The following is a 16,855-nucleotide window of genomic DNA, read 5'->3' as shown; positions in this document are numbered from 1 at the left end:
TGTTTCAGATGGCCAGTGCATGTTGGTCCTGGACGTAATGGTACCGCGGTCGGCTTGCCTGTGGCGCCGGTTTCAGGAAGCCCAGCAGTGCGTTGCGGCTGTCTCGGCAAGCGGCTTTGTGTTCCATGTCGAGAAAGTGGCCGGTGGCCTGCAGGGTGCTGAAGGTGGCGTGTTGCACGTGGTTGGCGAATAACCGGGCGCCCTCGGCGGCGGTGTATTCGTCCCATTCGCCGTTCATGAACAGCACCGGTACGTTGATTTTCTGCGCAGCCTTGAAAAAGCACTGGCGATCGCTGTGCAGCAAGTCGCTGATGTGGAAGTGCATCTGCCCGTATTCATGCTCGGCCAGGGAGCTGACGTGCCGATAGTTGAAGCGCTTGAACAGGGTCGGCAGGTGTTTGCCGATGGTGCTGTTCACCAGGTTGCCGACCCGGTCGCCGTCCCGGCTGCCGAGGTAATCGATCCCGCGCTCGAGGTAGTCGAGCATGTGCGAGTTGATCTCCGGCGAGAACGAGCTGATCACGGCTTTTTCGATGCGCCGTGGCTGTTGGGCCAGGGCGACCAGGGTCGCGGCGCCACCCCAGGAAAACGACAGCACGTGTTCGGCGGCGAAGTGATCGATCAGCTCCAGGAGGATCTGCCCTTCGATTTCCTTGGTCAGCAATTTCTCATGCAGGTTGTGGGCTTTTGACTTGCCCGCGTAGGGCTGGTCGTAGCAGACCACGTTGAATTGCGGGTGAAGGTTTTTCACGGTTTGTGCGAACGACGCAGTCGTGGCCATCGAGCCGTTGACCAGGATAATGGTCTTCTCTGCGGCGTCTGCGCGATAGAACTCCGTGTAAACCCGATACTGACCCTGTATATCCAGCACAGCGATTTCTGGCCTCATGTCATAAGACTCCAAGCAAGCGGGTATGAGCGCAAATGAGATTGCACGAGCTTTGTGACAGGTAGGCATGCGCCTGGAAATTTGGAGCCCATGTCGATCCAATACAGTCCGGTCGACGGGTATTGTTATTGGCGGGCAGTCTGCCGGGGGACAGCGGAACCTGAGGGTTCTCTAGCGGCAAAAAGTTTCTTAGAAGTATGTTGTGACCCGTCGGTCACATTTCGGCCGACGTCCTGATTCAAGCAGGGGTCACGTCTTCGCGCAAGTATCTTTCGCGAATTGTTCGACAACTTCTGCTGAGCGGTCGTGCGCTTAGATCAAATGGATCTCTTCGGTGCGCAACGCACGGTACTCGCCCGGTTTTAGCGCATTGTCGAGCGCCAGCGGGCCCATGCGTTCGCGGTGCAGGCGCACCACTTTGTTGTCGAAGTGGCCGAACATCCGCTTCACCTGGTGATACCGGCCTTCGACAATGCTCAGACGTGCGGATTTCGGCCCGAGCACCACCAGATTGGCGGGTTGGGTGATGAGGTCTTCGAACGCGAAGTACAGGCCTTCGGTGAATGTGATCGCGTAGTCGGGACCGATGTCCTGTTCAGTCTCGACGTAATAGACCTTGGGCAGTTTGGTCTGCGGTTGGGTCAGGCGTCGTGACCAGCTGCCGTCGTTGGTGATCAGCATCAGGCCGGTGGTGTTGTAATCCAGGCGCCCGGCGATGTGCAGCTCGTCTTTGTCCGGTTCATGGATCAGGTCGAGTACGGTCGGGTGTTCCGGGTCGCGGGTGGCGCTGACGCAGCCGGCTGGCTTGTGCAGCATGAAGTAGCGTGCGGGCTTGCCGACTTGCAGTACTTGCTCATCGACCTCGACGCGGCTGAACGCCGAGACCTCGGCGTGCGTATCGCTGACGATTTTGCCGTCGATCCTGACGCGCTTTTCCACCAGCAACAGACGCACCTGCTGACGGTTGAAGCGGGGCAGGTTGCTGAGGAAACGGTCAACGCGCATGACAGGAGATCGGTGGGGGAAATGGGTCGCGCATCTTACGTGATTGGCCGCGCGGTTGCTTACAACTGCGCCTCGACCTGGGCGCAGCGGGGGCACAGGCAGGATTTGTCGCGCAGTTCCGGCGACAGCGCTTCGAGCACCGCCGGGTCGATGCTGACGCCGTAGCACCAGCAGGCCCGATCGGCGGTTCGAGGGTCGGCGAGGGTGCAGTCGTTGGAGGCGCCGCAGGCTGGGCAGAAATCTGGCTTGTTCATGTAGGCCTATGCATAACTGGAGTGAGGCATTTCCACGCAGGTGCGGTTGCGCCCGGAATGCTTGGCACGATACATCGCTTGATCGGCCCGCGACAGTAGCGTGTGCAAGGTGTCATCCGCTTGCAGGGTAGTCAGGCCGATGCTCACCGTCAGCTGCAATTGCTTATCGTTGTAGGCATAACGCTGCTTTTCGACATGTCGGCGAATTTTCTCTGCGATCATCTTGCCGGTGGCACCGTCGGTGTCCTTGAGCAGCACGATGAATTCTTCACCGCCCCAGCGGCAGACGATGTCGGAGTGCCGCAGGCAACTCTCCAGGTCCCGTGCGAAGCCAATCAGCACCTGATCGCCGGCCAGGTGACCGTAGGTGTCGTTCAGCGCCTTGAAGTGGTCCAGGTCCAGCAGCATCGCGGTCAGCGGCCTGGGTTCGCGCTGGGCTTCGTGCATGGCTTGCGCGGCCAGCAGGTCGAAGCCGCGACGGTTTGGCAGTTCAGTCAGGCTGTCGAGGGTTGCCTGAGTCTGGATTTTGCCCTGATAGCGCTTGATCACCCGGTTGAGCAGGGCCAGTACGATCAGGGTGACGATCAGGCAGATCAGCAGGTTGAGGTACAGCGAACGGCGAATCTCACTGAGGGCGCCATCTTCACGCTTGTCGACGAACAGGTACCAGTTCAGCTCCGGAATGAAGCGCACGTTGAGGAAATGGCCCTGGCCCTGGACAGAATATTCGTAGCTGCCGCTGTGGGGTTTGGGCAGTTGGCTGACCAGGCTCTTCATGCTGTCGAGTTCGCCGAGGGTCTGTCCGACCCTTGCACCTTGCGGGCCCCCTTCGGCGCCGGTGAGCACCAGGCGCCCGAAGGTGTCGACGAAATACACGCTGCGCTGATAGCGCTGCTGGTATTTGTCGATCAGCTTGATCACCGCATCGACCGTCAGACCGACACCCGCCGCGCCGATGAAACGGTTGTTGTAGTCGTAGACCTTGTAGTTGATGAAGAAGGTCAGGTTGTCCTTGTTGGCCAGGTCCGGGTCGAGATTGATCTCATAGGGATCGGCCATGTCGCGTACGCGGAAGTACCAGGCGTCTCGGGGCTCATCGACCTTGACCTGCTTGAGCACGCCTTTGGCGTGGTAGTAGGTCAGCGTGCCGTTGGAGACGAAAAACGCGGTGTAGGCGCCGTAGTGGGTCATGACTTCGTCGAGGTAACGGGTCATCTGCCCAGGGTCGTTTTCGCCGTTGACCACCCAGTCACGCATGAAGGTGTCGCGGGACATCATCGAGGAAATCAGGATCGGTCTGACCAGGTCTTTCTGGATTTCCGAGTAGACCGTGTCTGACGTCAGCGGCAATTCGGTATTGACGATACTGTCGCGAATCGACGCCCGCGAGGCGTAGTAGCTGAGGAAGGACGTGGCCAGGAACCCGGCGCCCAGCAGCGCGATCAGCGTGAGCACCAATGAGCGTTGCGAATACAGCGGCGAGCGAAGCGGCATGGCGATTCCGTTGCAGTAATCCGATGGCAAGCATTCTAGTTGCAGTTCGGGGAAATAACTGCGGGATTTGTGGGGTGAATCGGCACGGATCACGGACGGTGGCGCCTGGGCTGACGTCTTCGCGGGCAAGCCCGCTCCCACAGGGACATCGCAGGACCTGTAGGAGCTGGCTTGTCGGATCGCCGCACCGCAGCGAATCCTGAGCTCAACGCAGATCTTTCAGATACGCCCTCCAACCTCCCAGATGACTGATATCCACCGCCCCCTCCAACCCATACGCCTCGCAGATAAACCCGCTCTCCCAGCGCCCATCCGCCAGTTGCACCTTGCCCAACCCCAGCGGTGCCGGAATCCCGGTCAGGAACGAACCCAACTCACTGCTCGGCAGTTCCCAGACTTCCACGGCGATTGCGACACCACCTTCCTTCACCCGAACCATCCCGGGGCGCAGCGGTGGGCCGCCCGCCAATGCATGCAACTGGTAGTCAGGCGAGCTGAACGTCGTCTCGACCAACCGAGCCCCGCGCCGCTTCAGTTGCCAGTTCAGCGCCAACCCATCCAGATGCGCACCACACACCACCAACCGCGCACGGTCATTGCGCGCGACAGTCGTTGGTGCAGAGATCGTCAAACCTTGCTGACGCTGCAGCGCATCCGCCACTCCCAACAAGTACTGATCGGTAAACGCCCGGCCAAACAACGTCACGCCCCACGGCAGGCCGTTGCCCATGAAGCCGCCGGGCACGGCGACGGCGGCGTAATCGAGCAGGTTCATGAAGTTGGTGTAGTAGCCCAATTGCGAGTTGCGCAGCACCGGTTCGGCCGCCAGTTGCGCCAGTGTCACCGGGCGGCCGATGGTTGGCGTGAGCACGCAATCGAGTCCGCCCAGCGCCTGGTCGCATAGCGCCTTCAAGGCCTGCAGGCGATACTGGGCGCGGAAGGTTTGCACGCCGCTCACCGCCGGCGCCTTGGCCAGCACGGCGCGAATCACCGGCAGCACGGCTTCGGGATTTTTCTCCATCAGCTCGCCGGCCACGCTGTAGCGCTCGGCCACCCAAGGCCCTTCATAGAGCAGTCGCGCCGCTTCCAGGAACGGCGACAAATCCAGCTCCACCGCTTCACCGCCCAACGCAGTGAGCTGATCGACGGCATCGGCGAATAACAATGGACCTTCAGGGCAACCGAAGAACTCCAGGTCTTGCTTACGCGGCACGCCGAAACGGAACGGACGTGGTGTACCGAACGCCGAGCCGTCATTCCACAGCGGATTGCTCCGGCTGTATTCGTCCCGCGGATCGAGCTGCGCGGTGAGCGCCAGCAGTTGACTGGCTTCCCGGGCAGTGGCGGTAAAGGTCGTGACGCAATCGAGCGTGCGGCAGGCCGGCACCACGCCCGCCGTGGAGATCAACCCTTTGGTCGCTTTCAGCCCGACCAGATTATTCAAGGCCGCCGGCACTCGCCCGGAACCTGCCGTGTCGGTGCCCAGCGAAAAACTCGCTACACCCAGTGCCACTGCCAGCGAAGAACCGGCACTGGAACCGCCCGAGGGGTATTCCGGCAACACGCTGTTCGGACATGCGCCAAAGGGTGAGCGACTGCCGTTGAGGCCTGTGGCGAACTGATCGAGGTTGGTCTTGCCCAACGGAATCGCCCCCAGCGCCAACAATTGCTCGACGATGGTCGCCGAACGCTGCGGCACGTAGGCAAACGCCGGGCACGCTGCGGTGGTCGCAATGCCCGCCAGGTCGATGTTGTCCTTGATCGCGAACGGCACGCCGTACAGCGGCAGGCTGTCCGGGTCACGACCGTCGAGGGCGGCGAGGTAGGGTTCCAGTTCCTCGACGCTGAGCAAGTGGATGAACAGGTGATAGTCCGGGTTCAGCGCCGCGGCTTTATCGCGCAGGCTCGGCAACAGTTGCCGAGGTGTGGTGCTGCCGTCGCGGTAGGCGCTACGCAGGGCGTCGAGTTGCAGATTGAAGTTCATGGCGTTTAATCCTTGTTGAAATGGGTTCACTCGAGTTCCAGCACCACGACGCGCTGTCCGGCACGCACGGCCGACCCCGGCTGTAGGCGAATTTCGCGCACCACGCCGGCCATGGGCGCGAGCAGGGGGATTTCCATTTTCATCGACTCCAGAATCACCAGCACATCGCCGGCGGCGACCCGGCTGCCGGCCTCCACCTGAACCTGCCAGAGGTTGCCGGCTATATGGCTGTCGACGCTCTGTTGACCGCTGGCCAGCGGTGCTTCTTCGGTTGCTTCGCGAGCCGGTTCTTCACTGTCGAAATGTGCCTGGCCGCTGGCGATCCAGCGCTCGCGTTCGGCGTTGAACGCGCCTTGTTGCTGATCGCGAAACGCGGCAATGGTCTCGGCTTCTTTGCTCAGGAACGCCTGGTAATCCGCCAGGTTCAGCTGGCTGTGCTCGATGTTCAGATCGAAGCGCCCCAGGGGGAAATCCCGGCGAATGCGCAGCAATTCTTCGGCGCTCACCGGGTAAAACCGGATCTGGTCGAAGAAGCGCAGCAACCACGGTTTGCCATCGAACGCCGCGACCTCACGGTAGCGATTCCACATCTGCAAGGTACGACCGACGAACTGATAACCGCCGGGGCCTTCCATGCCATACACGCACATGTAGGCGCCACCGATGCCTACCGAGTTTTCCGCGGTCCAGGTGCGGGCCGGGTTGTACTTGGTGGTGACCAGCCGATGGCGTGGATCGAGCGGGGTGGCGACCGGTGCGCCGAGGTAGACGTCGCCCAGGCCCATCACCAGGTAGCTGGCGTCGAACACCGTGCGCTGCACTTCGTCGAGGTTAGGCAGGTCGTTGATGCGGCGGATGAACTCCAGATTGCTCGGGCACCAGGGCGCATCCTTGCGCACGGTGGTCATGTATTTCTCGATCGCCAACTGACAGGCCGGGTCGTCCCAGGACAGTGGCAGGTGGACGATGCGCGAGGGCACTTGCAGGTCCCTGGCGGCACACACGGCATCCCATTCACCGGCGACGATGCCGAGCAGATCGGCCAGTGGCAGTTGTTCGGGTTGGTAGTGCACTTGCAGCGAGCGGATGCCTGGGGTCAGGTCGATCACGCCTTGCAGGTGCTTGCTTTCCAGGGCTTGCATCAATGCGTGAGCGCGAAAGCGCAGGACGAGGTCCAGCTCAGGGGCGCCGATTTCCAGCAGCAGGTGAGTGTCGCCGGACAGTCGCGCCACCAGCCGCGTATCGTCCTGACCAATATCCAACATCACCGGCGACACAATCCCCTGTGGGAGCGAGCTTGCTCGCGATAGCTGTGTGTCAGTCACATCAAGGCTGGATGTGCCGCCGTCATCGCGAGCAAGCTCGCTCCCACAGTGATTCCATTTCAAGGCGAGAGTGCGTGCGGTCTTCAGGTCGACTGGGAAGAACTGAACCTTGTCCCCAGCCTTGAGCTGTCCAAGCTGCCAAAGATCCGCCTCGATCACCGTCAGCGGGCAGACAAACCCGCCCAGGCTCGGGCCGTCGGGGCCGAGGATCACCGGCATGTCTCCGGTGAAATCCACTGCGCCGATCGCGTACGGATTGTCATGAATATTCGACGGATGCAGCCCGGCCTCGCCACCGTCGGCGCGAACCCATTCCGGCTTCGGTCCGATCAATCGCACACCGGTTCGGCTGGAGTTGAAATGCACTTCCCACTGGGTGGCGAAGAAGGTGGCGATGTAGTTTTCGGTGAAGTATTCCGGCGCGCCATGGGGGCCGTAGATCACCCGGATTTGCCGCACGTCGGGCAACCCGGTGATCTGTTCTTCAGCCAGGTGTTGACCGGCGCCAATGTCACTCAAGGCCGGAACATGCAGCACATCACCGGCGCGCAACGCTCGACCACCATGCCCCCCGAACTGACCCAGTGTGAAGGTGCTTTTGCTGCCCAGATAATCCGGCACTTGCAGACCGCCGCGCAGGCTCAGATAGCTGCGAGCACCAGCACCGGCAATCGTGCCGAGGCTTAACGTGGCGCCTGCCGGAATCAGCAGCGCCGTGTTCATCGCTACGGTTTCACCGTTCAACGTCAGTGGAATCACCGCCCCGGTCACCGCTATCACCGCCGCGCAATTGAAGCGCAGCAACGGTCCGCTCATGGTGATTTCCAGCGCCGCCGCCCCTTCGTCGTTGCCCAGCAACAGGTTGCCAAGGCGCAACGCGCGACTGTCCATCGGTCCCGATGGCGGCACGCCCACCGCCCAGTAACCGAGGCGGCCCGGGTAGTCCTGGACGCTGGTCTGGGTGCCGGCGCTGAGCACTTCGAAGGTGTTGGCCTGATAGACCAGACCTTCCAGGCAACGGGTCCATGGCTGGCCGCTGGCGAAAGGTGCATCGAGCAGGATCTGCCGCAGGTAATCGCGGTTGGTTTCCACCCCGTAGAGCAGGCTGTCGCCCAATGCCCGGTACAGATCGGCGCGGGCCTGTTCGCGGCTCGGCGCCCAACTGATGACCTTGGCGATCATCGGATCGAAGTAGGGCGGGATCTCACAGCCGGCTTCGACCCAGGTGTCGATCCTTAACTGTTTGCCATCGGCGACAGGAAAGTCCACGGCCGTGAGCAGGCCGGGACTCGGTTGAAAATCCCGGCCCGGATCTTCGGCATACAGCCGTGCCTGAATCGCATGGCCGTCGGCCTTCAACCCTTGGCTCAACTCGCTCAACGGCGGTAGATCACCGGCCGCAAGCTGCAACATCCAGCGCACCAGGTCCACGCCCCACACTTGCTCGGTGACACCGTGCTCCACCTGCAAGCGGGTGTTCACTTCCAGAAAGTAGAAGCGCTGATCTTCACTGTCGAAGACGAATTCGACCGTCCCGGCGCTGCGGTAATTCACCGCTTTTGCCAGTTTGATCGCCGCCGCGCAGAGCGCTTCGGCCATGCCTTCGGGCAGGTTCGGCGCTGGGGTTTCTTCGAGGACTTTCTGGTTGCGACGCTGCACCGAGCAGTCGCGCACACCGAGGGCGATCACTTCACCGTGGCCGTCGCCGAACACCTGGACTTCCAGATGCCGGGCGCGCTGGATGTACTTCTCGATGAATACACCGGCGTCGCTGAAATTGTTCTGGCCGAGGCGTTTGACCGCTTCAAAGGATTCGCTTAATTCGGCTGCGCTGCGGCACACACGCATGCCGATACCGCCACCACCGGCGGTGCTCTTGAGCATCACCGGATAGCCGACCTGTTCCCCTGCGATCAAGGCCGCGTCGAGGCTGTCGAGCAGTTCGGTGCCTTCGAGCATCGGCACGCCGTGCTGCCTGGCGAGGGCGCGGGCGGTGTGCTTCAGGCCAAACACGCGCAGTTGTTCCGGCGTCGGGCCGATGAAGGCGATGTCGGCCGCTTCGCAGGCTTCGGCGAACGCGGCGTTTTCCGAGAGAAAACCGTAGCCGGGATGAATCGCCGTGGCACCTGTGGATTTGGCGATGGCGAGGATCTTGTCGACCATCAGATAGGTACCGGCCGCGGCGCCGTCACCCAGGCTGTGGGCTTCGTCGGCCTGCAGGATGTGTAGGCTGGCGGCATCGGCTTCTGAGTAGACGGCGACACCCCGGACCTGCAATTCATGCAGGGTGCGCAAGATGCGGCAGGCAATGGCGCCACGGTTGGCAATCAGGACTTTTTCGAACATGGCAAAACCCCCGGAGGCGATAGCGCATCAGCCTCGACCTGGGATGCGGGCCGTCCCGCAGTTTTTCGATGGGCGCCGGGGTCGTCCCCGGCGGCAGAATCACTTCCCTTCAAAACACCGCCGAACCCTGTGGGAGCGAGCTTGCTCGCGATGGCGTCAGTACATTCACCATTGATGTCGACTGATACACCGCTATCGCGAGCAAGCTCGCTCCCACATTGGATTCAGGGTGTTTTTACTGTTTGAGGCACTGGCCTGAGCGGGCCTGGCAAAGGGCAAACAACCACCGCCGCAACCGCGCCATTTTCAGTTCCATACCAACACCTCCGCCGGCGTAGGGTTGTAGGCATTGCACGGATTATTCAGTTGCGGACAGTTGGAAATCAGCACGATCACGTCCATCTCCGCCCGCAGGTCAACGTATTTACCCGGCGCCGAGATCCCGTCTTCAAAGGTCAACCCGCCCTCTGCGGTGACCGGCACGTTCATGAAAAAGTTGATGTTCGGTCCGATGTCGCCCTTGCCCAATCGCCCGTCGTGGACGCAGGCACGCAGGTAGTTGTCGCGGCAGCTGTGCATGTAGCGTTTCTCCAGCGCGTAACGCACGGTGTTGCTCTCCTGGGCACAGGCACCGCCGAGGGTGTCATGCCGGCCACAGGTGTCGGCGACGAGGGTCAGCATCGGTTTGCCTAGGTTGGAATAAAGCACGCTGCCGGTGCTCAGGTAGACGCTGTTCTGCCGGCGCAAGGTGCGTTGCACGTCGTAGCGCTCCTTGGGGTTGGCGACGCTGTAGAACAGGGTGTCGATCGCCTGGTTGCCTTCCAGGTCGAGAATGCGCAAGGTCTGGCCGGCCTTGACCTCCATCAGCCAGGGTTCGCCGGCAGGGATCGTGGCGCGGTAGACCGCGGTGTCTGGCTGTCTGTTTGCGGCATTGCCATTAGAAGCGGCAGCGGTAGCGATGGCGAGTGACATGGCAGCGATCCTCAAGTGAACAGGCGGTCGGTGTTGATGAAGCCGCGCTCGTTTTCCGGGCGCGAGGTGCGGCAGTGTTCGGCGACGCTGGCGTCGGCGTTCATCCAGCTGAGCTTCAGGGGTTGGGGGGCGTATTGCGGCGACGGGTCCATCGGGTGTTGCAGGGCGGTGAGCACCACCAGCGTGTCCATCGGCGCATACAACTCGATGTAATCACCGGCTTTGGAGTTGCCTTCGACGAAGTGAAAACGCCCGGCCTCATCGACGTTCACCCGGCTGAACAGGTTGAGCGTCATCAGCAGGTCGGACAGGCCCAGCCCCCATTTGCCCAGCTCCACCAACAGGTTGTCGGTGCCGTTGCGGAAGAAACCGTTGCGCAGTTCCTGATAGCGGCCCTGACCGTATTTTTGCGCGACCTCTTCAGCGCAGAGCACGCCGCCGAGGCTGTCGCTCCAGCCGCAGGTGTCGGCAGTAATGGCCGCCAGCACCCGGCCCATGTCCGAGTACAGGCAATGGCCGGTGGTGAGCTTGGCGGTGTGCTGGCATTTGAGGCTGTCGGGCAGATTCAAACGTTCGGTTTTTTCGTTGGCGTTGAGCAGCGTCAGGCTGACGTTGGCACCGCCGCGCAGGTCGGTCAGGCGCAATAGTTGCCCGCGTTTCAAAACGAAGGAACGATGGCCGCCGCCGGGGAGCATTTCTTCGGCGAAGGGCGGAAACAGTTGAGTCGAATCAGTCATTTCACAATTCCTCTAAGCGATACGAAGCGTGCCCGCCAGCTGAGCCGGCAGGGCGTCGACGGCCGCGCGATTGACGCGGCGGTCGCTGTTCAACGGGATGTCGTAGGTGATGCGCGCGCCATAGGCGCCTGGGGCGTGCGGGTCGAGGCGGACCTTGTCGAACACCAGCAGGCGCGTGCCAAGGCTGAAGCCTTCGGACAGGTCGTGGGTGACCATGAACACCGTCAGTTGCGTCTCGCGCCACAGCTCCAGCAGCAGGCCGTGCATGTCCTTTCGGATACCCGGATCGAGGGCGCCAAACGGCTCGTCGAGCAGCAACACTCGGGGTTTCATGATCAGCGCCTGGGCGATGGCCAACCGTTGCTGCATGCCGCCGGACAGCTGCGCCGGGTACTTGTCCCGCGAATGGCCGAGGCCGACCTTGTGCAGCAGCACCGAGGCCTGCTCTCGTGCGTCTTTTTTAGCGCTGCCGAACAACCGCCCGAGCCAGGGCGAACGCGGCAATTCGAGACCGAGGGCAACGTTGTCCAGCACGCTCAGGTGCGGGAACACCGAATAGCGCTGGAAGACCACGCCACGGCTGGCATCCGGCTCGCCGGCCAGGGCCTGGCCATCGAGCAGAATCTCGCCGCGACTGGCGCGTTCCTGGCCAAGCAGCAGGCGCAGGAAGGTCGATTTACCGCAACCTGACGCGCCGACCAGCGTGCAGAACTCGCCCTCGTTGACGTTCAGGTTCAGCCCTTCGAGCACCACCTGATCAGCGTATTGCTGCCAGACATTTCTCACGGTGATGAAGCTCATGCGCGGGCTCCTTCATAACTCATTTAGGGGCACCTTCGTGCCAGGGGAAGGCCCGTCGGGTCAGGCGCTTGAGGCCCCAATCCATCAGCCAGGCGAGCAGGGTGATCCACACCACGTAGGGCAATATCACGTCCATCGCCAGGTAGCGGCGCACCAGGAAAATCCGGTACCCAAGACCGTCAGTGGAGGCGATGGCCTCGGCGGCAATCAGGAACAACCAGGCCGAGCCGAGCATGAGTCGTAGCGAGATCAACAGGCGCGGCAGCAATTGCGGCAGCACCACCCGCAGCATCAAGGTCCAGGTCGAAGCCCCGAGGGTCTGGGCCTTGATCAGCAACTCGACCGGTATCTCCCGGGCACGCTGTTCCAGATCCCGCGCCAGGCACGGAGTGATGCCGATCACGATCAGCATCACTTTCGACAACTCCCCCAGTCCGAACACGATGAACAGAATCGGCAGGATCGCCAGCGGCGGTACCATCGATAGCACTGTCAGGAGTGGCGATAACGGCGCGCCGAACAACGGCAAGGTACCGGCGGCGATGCCCAGGCACAGCCCGGCCAACGCGCTGATGCCCAGGCCGATGGCCAGCCGGCGCAGGCTGGAGGCGGTGTCTTGCCAGAGCAGGTAGTCACCGGTGCGGGTGTCGGCGGTGAACGCCAGGCGTTTCACCGCGTCGGTCATCTGCGCGGCGCTCGGCAGCAGTTTGTCGTTGGGGTTGTCCGTCAGTCGCTCGGTCGAGCCCATGAAGTAGGCGAACAGCACCAGGGCGAATGGCAGGATCACCAACAGCAGGCGACTCGGGCGATCCGGGTGGCGATTGATCAGGCGCATGGCCAGTCCTCCTGTTTACAGCTTCGCGTCGGCAGCCATCTGCACGAAGGTCGGGTCGAAGCGCAGCTTGAGGTTGCCCTTGTCGCCGCTGGTCACGCCATTGGCGAAGGCCATGCCGACGGCGCTGGTGTCCTTGGCGCCTTCACCCAGCAAACCGTGCTGGAACGAGAATTCGGCGACCTTGCGCATGGTCTCCGGCAGTTGCTTGCTGGTGGAAAACGCGAGGGCTTCTTTGGGCGTGGCGAACAATCTGGTGGTGTCGAGTTGCGCCTGGAAACCCGCCAGATCAGTGCCCGAGGCTTTGGCCATGTGCTCAAGGGCGGCTTTGCTGGCGGCATTTTTCGCGTTCATCAACTCGACCACTTCGAACCAGGCGCCGGTCAGTGCTTTGCCCAGGGCCGGGTTGTCTTTGAGGGTGGCGCTGTTGACCACCATCATGTCCATGATTTCGCCGGGGATCTGGCTGGAGTTGAAGACTTCGGTCACGCCGGGCTTGGCCTTGATGTCCGACAGCATCGGGTTCCAGGTGGTGACGGCGTTGACCTGAGTGGTGTTGAAGGCGGCCGAGATGTCGGCGTCGGAGGTGTTGACTACTTTCAAGTCTTTCTCGGTAAGGTCCACCGAGTCCAGCGCCCGGGCCAGCAGGTAGTGGGATACCGACAACTCCACCAGATTGACGTCCATGCCCTTGAGGTCGCCGACTTTCTTGCCGTCGCCCTTGAGCACGATGCCGTCGTTGCCATTGGAGAAGTCGCTGACGATCAGGGCGGTGCTGTCCACGCCACCGGCCGCCGGAATGGTCAGTGCATCCATGTTGGTCATGGTGCAGCCGTCGAACTGGCCAGCGGTGTATTGGTTGATGGATTCGACATAATCGTTGAGCTGCACCACATCGATCTGGATGCCGTACTTTTTCGCCCATTTGTCGACGATGCCCTGGCTGCCAGCGTATTCCCAGGGCATCCAGCCGGCGTAAATGGTCCAGCAGACGCTGAAGTGGTCTTTCTGGGCGGCCTGGGACGAGAGGCTCACGAAGGCTGCGAAGGCAGCGGCGAGCAGGGTGGGTAAACGAAGCTTGAGCATGGGTGGTTCTCCAGTTGATCAAGGGCGGGCAGGAGTCAACGCGGCACCGCGAACGGTGGCTTGTCTCCCGGGCTTTTGTCCCGCCGTGTAACCTCAACTGGAGGTCGCCAACTCTCGGACCAGCCACTCGCCTTAGCGAGCCGGAACCCTAGTCAGCCATTGCAAATTGTGGTGCCGCGAACCTGTGATGACTCCTGCACGTCTTTGCTAAAGCGAGAGCCGTGCCAAGTTGGATGGAGCGCTCTAGGCCGCAGGAAACAGCATCAGTCGCTGTGGAAAAGGGCGGGGGATTGCCTTGTGATGGTGCGTTCGTGCACTGCAATGGAACGTGCTGGCCGCTGATCTGAAGAATCTTTGCAGGGCGCACTCGGCAGGTGAATGATGAAAAACCTTTCATCGGCGACTTGTTTCAATGTGTTTCACAAACGCACCAGATTTCGAAATCGATGTCTGATCTTTCGACAGTCACCGAATAATTGACTGTCGCCTGCCAGCGTCGCTGGTGTGGCTCACTCGCGGTCCAGGAGGCCGCCATGCTCTGTCGAAAACAGCTCCACCGAATTCTTCTGATTGCTCTGATGGGATTGTCTCTTGGTGCGTGCGTACCCTATTCCGATGGAGGAGCCAGCTACTACCGGTCCGAGGTCTACACATCCCCTGCGCCGTATTACTCCGGTGGCGGGCCTTACTACTCCAATGGCGGTTATTACACGGCGCCGCGCAGGTATTATTCGCCGCCTGCTCGGTATTACCAGCCAACGCCGCGGTATTACCACCAGCCGCGGGTTTATCAGCCCGCACCGCGTTACTACCAGTCGGCACCGCGAGCCGACTACCGGGCCCATCAGAGTCGCAGCTGGGATGGGCACAGCCGTGGCGGTTGGGACGGCCGTAACCGCGGCGGTCGGGACAACGACAACCGCAGCCATGGCGGACGCGACAACCGAGGCGGACGAGGCGATCACAACGGACGCGGTGATCACGATGGCCGAGGTGGCCACCGTTAATATGAGTTAAATGCAATCACTGTGGGAGCGAGCTTGCTCGCGATGAGGGAGAGTCAGTCAACATTATTGCTGCCTGACACTCCGCCTTCGCGAGCAGGCTCGCTCCCACATGTTGTTCAGCGCTCCTACAGGTCTGCCAAAGGATGCCGACCTTCCCAGGCCTTGTGGAAATGGGCATCCACCACCGCATCGGGCACGTTGTTGATGTCCGGCCAGTGCCAGTGAGGTTTCTGATCCTTGTCGATCAGCCGCGCCCGCACACCCTCGCTGAACTCCGGGTGACGACAGCAGTTGAGGCTCATGGTGTATTCCATCTGAAAGACTTGAGCCAGTGACAGGTGCCGGGCCCGGACGATCTGCTCCCACACCAGATGAGCGGTCACGGGCGAGCCTTCGCTCATGGTTTTCGCCGCGCGACTGAGTAGCAGGTCGGTGTTGTCGCGCAGCTGGCTGATAGCCTTCCAGGCGCAGCGCACGTCACTGACATCCAGCAGCTCGTCGATCTGCTGGCGACGCGGCAACCATTGGGCTTCGGGCATCTGCGCGACCGCCTCCTGCTGCAAGGCCTTGAGCAGGCTGTTGAGTTGCATTGCCGTCTGTTCCTGCCAATTCAACTGCAGCAAGCCTTCGATCAGTTCTTGCTGTTGTTCATCGAGCAGGAAGCGGTCAGCCAGGTCCAGATCGATCGCATCGCGACCGTTCATGTGGGCGCCGGTCAGGCCGAGAAACAAACCGAGCTTGCCGGGCAGTCGTGACAGGAACCAACTCGCACCGACATCCGGGTACAGGCCGATACTGATCTCTGGCATCGCCAGGCGGCTGCTCGGCGTGACTATCCGGATACTCGCCCCTTGCAGCAGCCCCATGCCGCCGCCAAGCACGTAACCATGCCCCCAGCAGATCAGCGGTTTGGGGTAGGTGTGCAGCATGAAGTCCAGGCTATATTCCGCCGCAAAGAAGTGCGCGGCCAAGGGCGGCACTTCACCGGGGTGAGCGCGACAGGCTTCCACCAGGCTGCGGACTTCGCCGCCGGCGCAAAAGGCCTTGGTGCCGTTGCCACGCAACACGACGCAGACGATTTGCGGTTCCTTGGCCCAGACCTCCAGTTGATCGCGCAGGGCGTTGATCATCGGCAGGGACAGGGCGTTGAGGGACTTTTCGGCATCCAGGCTGGCAACGCCGATGCGTGCGCCGTCGGTGCCGGTGAGTTCTTCGAAGTGCAGATTCATCGTGACCTCGATCGGGAATTTGAGCGTTCAGTATGATCGCTGTTCAGGAAAATGCCGGATCTGCGTCAGATCAATTGACAAGCATGGTCAGCTTTCCTAGGGTTCGCCCCATTGTTTTTGCCGGATGTAACCATGACTGCTGACGACCGTATCAAACTCGAACCGAGCTGGAAGGAGGCACTGCGTGCCGAATTCGACCAGCCATACATGGCAGAGTTGCGAGAATTCCTGCAACAGGAGCGCGCGGCGGGCAAGGAGATCTATCCACCGGGCCCGATGATTTTCAACGCGCTCAACTCGACACCGCTGGACAAGGTCAAGGTGGTCATCCTCGGCCAGGACCCGTACCACGGCCCGGGCCAGGCTCACGGCCTGTGCTTCTCGGTGCAACCGGGCGTGCCGGCGCCGCCGTCGCTGGTAAACATCTATAAAGAGTTGAAGCGCGACCTGAACATCGATATCCCGAGCCACGGTTACCTGCAAAGCTGGGCCGACCAGGGCGTGCTGATGATCAACACCACCATGACCGTGGAACGTGCCACCGCCAACGCCCATGCGGGCAAGGGCTGGCAGCACTTTACCGATCGGATCATCGAGGTGGTCAGCGAGCACCAGCCGCATCTGGTGTTCCTGCTGTGGGGCGCGCATGCCCAGAGCAAACAGAAACTGATCGATGCCACCAAGCACCTGGTGCTGACCTCGGTGCATCCGTCGCCGCTGTCCGCCTATCGCGGCTTTCTCGGCTGCGGACACTTCAGCCGGACCAACAAGTTTCTGGAGCAGAATGGCGAGACGCCGATCGAGTGGCGGTTGCCGCCAGTCTAAAAAGCATCGCGAGCAAGCTCGCTCCCACATTGATTCTTTGAACACTGAAGATCCAGTGTGGGAGCGAGC

The 16,855-nt window shown here is 61.6% G+C and carries 14 protein-coding genes and 1 riboswitch; of the genes, 2 read left to right on the top strand and 12 right to left on the bottom strand.

The genetic code is table 11. The features are described 5' to 3' along the window. Positions 1–4: 4 nt before the first annotated feature. From ACA067_RS25255 to ACA067_RS25205, 11 genes are all read right to left on the bottom strand, one after another. Positions 5–889, bottom strand: coding sequence for an alpha/beta fold hydrolase (locus tag ACA067_RS25255; RefSeq protein WP_497459000.1), 885 nt, complete (start codon positions 887–889; stop codon positions 5–7). Between the two features lie 312 nt (positions 890–1,201). Then, positions 1,202–1,894: a pseudouridine synthase gene (locus tag ACA067_RS25250; protein WP_497458999.1), complete on the bottom strand. Its 693-nt coding sequence runs from the start codon at positions 1,892–1,894 to the stop codon at positions 1,202–1,204. A 59-nt stretch (positions 1,895–1,953) separates the two neighbouring features. Beyond that, complete coding sequence (locus ACA067_RS25245; RefSeq protein WP_497458998.1) at positions 1,954–2,148, bottom strand: cysteine-rich CWC family protein; 195 nt, start codon at positions 2,146–2,148, stop codon at positions 1,954–1,956. A gap of 6 nt (positions 2,149–2,154) precedes the next feature. Next, the gene (locus ACA067_RS25240; protein WP_497458997.1) at positions 2,155–3,642 is read right to left on the bottom strand and encodes a sensor domain-containing diguanylate cyclase; all 1,488 of its coding nucleotides are present in this window, start codon (positions 3,640–3,642) and stop codon (positions 2,155–2,157) included. Positions 3,643–3,847: 205 nt separating this feature from the next. Then, the gene (gene atzF / locus ACA067_RS25235) at positions 3,848–5,626 is read right to left on the bottom strand and encodes an allophanate hydrolase (RefSeq protein WP_497458996.1); all 1,779 of its coding nucleotides are present in this window, start codon (positions 5,624–5,626) and stop codon (positions 3,848–3,850) included. A gap of 26 nt (positions 5,627–5,652) precedes the next feature. Next, positions 5,653–9,297, bottom strand: a complete 3,645-nt coding sequence (uca, locus tag ACA067_RS25230; RefSeq protein ID WP_497458995.1) for an urea carboxylase — start codon at positions 9,295–9,297, stop codon at positions 5,653–5,655. Between the two features lie 306 nt (positions 9,298–9,603). After that, positions 9,604–10,269: an urea amidolyase associated protein UAAP2 gene (locus ACA067_RS25225; protein ID WP_497458994.1), complete on the bottom strand. Its 666-nt coding sequence runs from the start codon at positions 10,267–10,269 to the stop codon at positions 9,604–9,606. Between the two features lie 11 nt (positions 10,270–10,280). Next, positions 10,281–11,006 (bottom strand): urea amidolyase associated protein UAAP1, encoded by a 726-nt coding sequence (locus ACA067_RS25220; protein ID WP_497458993.1) that lies wholly within the window; start codon positions 11,004–11,006, stop codon positions 10,281–10,283. Positions 11,007–11,018: 12 nt separating this feature from the next. Beyond that, a complete protein-coding gene (locus ACA067_RS25215) occupies positions 11,019–11,807 on the bottom strand; it encodes an ABC transporter ATP-binding protein (protein ID WP_497458992.1) in 789 nt (262 codons plus the stop codon). A gap of 19 nt (positions 11,808–11,826) precedes the next feature. After that, entirely contained in the window at positions 11,827–12,642 is an 816-nt protein-coding gene (locus tag ACA067_RS25210) for an ABC transporter permease (protein ID WP_497458991.1), read from the bottom strand. Between the two features lie 15 nt (positions 12,643–12,657). Continuing rightward, positions 12,658–13,725 carry a putative urea ABC transporter substrate-binding protein gene (locus tag ACA067_RS25205; protein WP_497458990.1) on the bottom strand — a complete coding sequence of 356 codons (1,068 nt, stop codon included), beginning with the start codon at positions 13,723–13,725 and terminating at the stop codon, positions 12,658–12,660. 62 nt (positions 13,726–13,787) lie between these two features. Continuing rightward, a riboswitch (guanidine-I (ykkC/yxkD leader) is annotated at positions 13,788–13,888 on the bottom strand. Positions 13,889–14,258: 370 nt separating this feature from the next. On the opposite strand from ACA067_RS25205, the gene ACA067_RS25200 reads away from it, so the two are divergent. Further along, positions 14,259–14,732 carry a hypothetical protein gene (locus ACA067_RS25200; protein WP_497458989.1) on the top strand — a complete coding sequence of 158 codons (474 nt, stop codon included), beginning with the start codon at positions 14,259–14,261 and terminating at the stop codon, positions 14,730–14,732. A 125-nt stretch (positions 14,733–14,857) separates the two neighbouring features. Here the strand turns inward: ACA067_RS25200 and dspII are convergent, their stop codons facing one another. Beyond that, on the bottom strand, positions 14,858–15,961 hold the full coding sequence (dspII, locus tag ACA067_RS25195; protein WP_497458988.1) for an enoyl-CoA hydratase/isomerase DspII: 1,104 nt from the start codon (positions 15,959–15,961) through the stop codon (positions 14,858–14,860). Between the two features lie 132 nt (positions 15,962–16,093). Here dspII and ung point away from each other — a divergent pair, with 132 nt between their 5' ends. Then, the gene (gene ung, locus ACA067_RS25190) at positions 16,094–16,786 is read left to right on the top strand and encodes a uracil-DNA glycosylase (RefSeq protein WP_497458987.1); all 693 of its coding nucleotides are present in this window, start codon (positions 16,094–16,096) and stop codon (positions 16,784–16,786) included. Positions 16,787–16,855: the final 69 nt, after the last annotated feature.

The organism is Pseudomonas sp. LBUM1674 (genome assembly GCF_059695635.1).
This window is presented reverse-complemented; position numbering and strand designations above follow the sequence as displayed.

Bases quoted from the DNA above. Each gene is read 5' to 3' on its own strand.
- ACA067_RS25245 (WP_497458998.1), bottom strand. From the start codon at position 2,148: ATGAACAAGCCAGATTTCTGCCCAGCCTGCGGCGCCTCCAACGACTGC.
- uca (WP_497458995.1), bottom strand. From the start codon at position 9,297: ATGTTCGAAAAAGTCCTGATTGCCAACCGTGGCGCCATTGCCTGCCGC.
- dspII (WP_497458988.1), bottom strand. From the start codon at position 15,961: ATGAATCTGCACTTCGAAGAACTCACCGGCACCGACGGCGCACGCATC.
- ACA067_RS25200 (WP_497458989.1), top strand. From the start codon at position 14,259: ATGCTCTGTCGAAAACAGCTCCACCGAATTCTTCTGATTGCTCTGATG.
- ACA067_RS25255 (WP_497459000.1), bottom strand. From the start codon at position 889: ATGAGGCCAGAAATCGCTGTGCTGGATATACAGGGTCAGTATCGGGTT.
- ACA067_RS25205 (WP_497458990.1), bottom strand. From the start codon at position 13,725: ATGCTCAAGCTTCGTTTACCCACCCTGCTCGCCGCTGCCTTCGCAGCC.
- ACA067_RS25215 (WP_497458992.1), bottom strand. From the start codon at position 11,807: ATGAGCTTCATCACCGTGAGAAATGTCTGGCAGCAATACGCTGATCAG.
- ung (WP_497458987.1), top strand. From the start codon at position 16,094: ATGACTGCTGACGACCGTATCAAACTCGAACCGAGCTGGAAGGAGGCA.
- ACA067_RS25220 (WP_497458993.1), bottom strand. From the start codon at position 11,006: ATGACTGATTCGACTCAACTGTTTCCGCCCTTCGCCGAAGAAATGCTC.
- ACA067_RS25250 (WP_497458999.1), bottom strand. From the start codon at position 1,894: ATGCGCGTTGACCGTTTCCTCAGCAACCTGCCCCGCTTCAACCGTCAG.
- atzF (WP_497458996.1), bottom strand. From the start codon at position 5,626: ATGAACTTCAATCTGCAACTCGACGCCCTGCGTAGCGCCTACCGCGAC.
- ACA067_RS25210 (WP_497458991.1), bottom strand. From the start codon at position 12,642: ATGCGCCTGATCAATCGCCACCCGGATCGCCCGAGTCGCCTGCTGTTG.
- ACA067_RS25225 (WP_497458994.1), bottom strand. From the start codon at position 10,269: ATGTCACTCGCCATCGCTACCGCTGCCGCTTCTAATGGCAATGCCGCA.
- ACA067_RS25240 (WP_497458997.1), bottom strand. From the start codon at position 3,642: ATGCCGCTTCGCTCGCCGCTGTATTCGCAACGCTCATTGGTGCTCACG.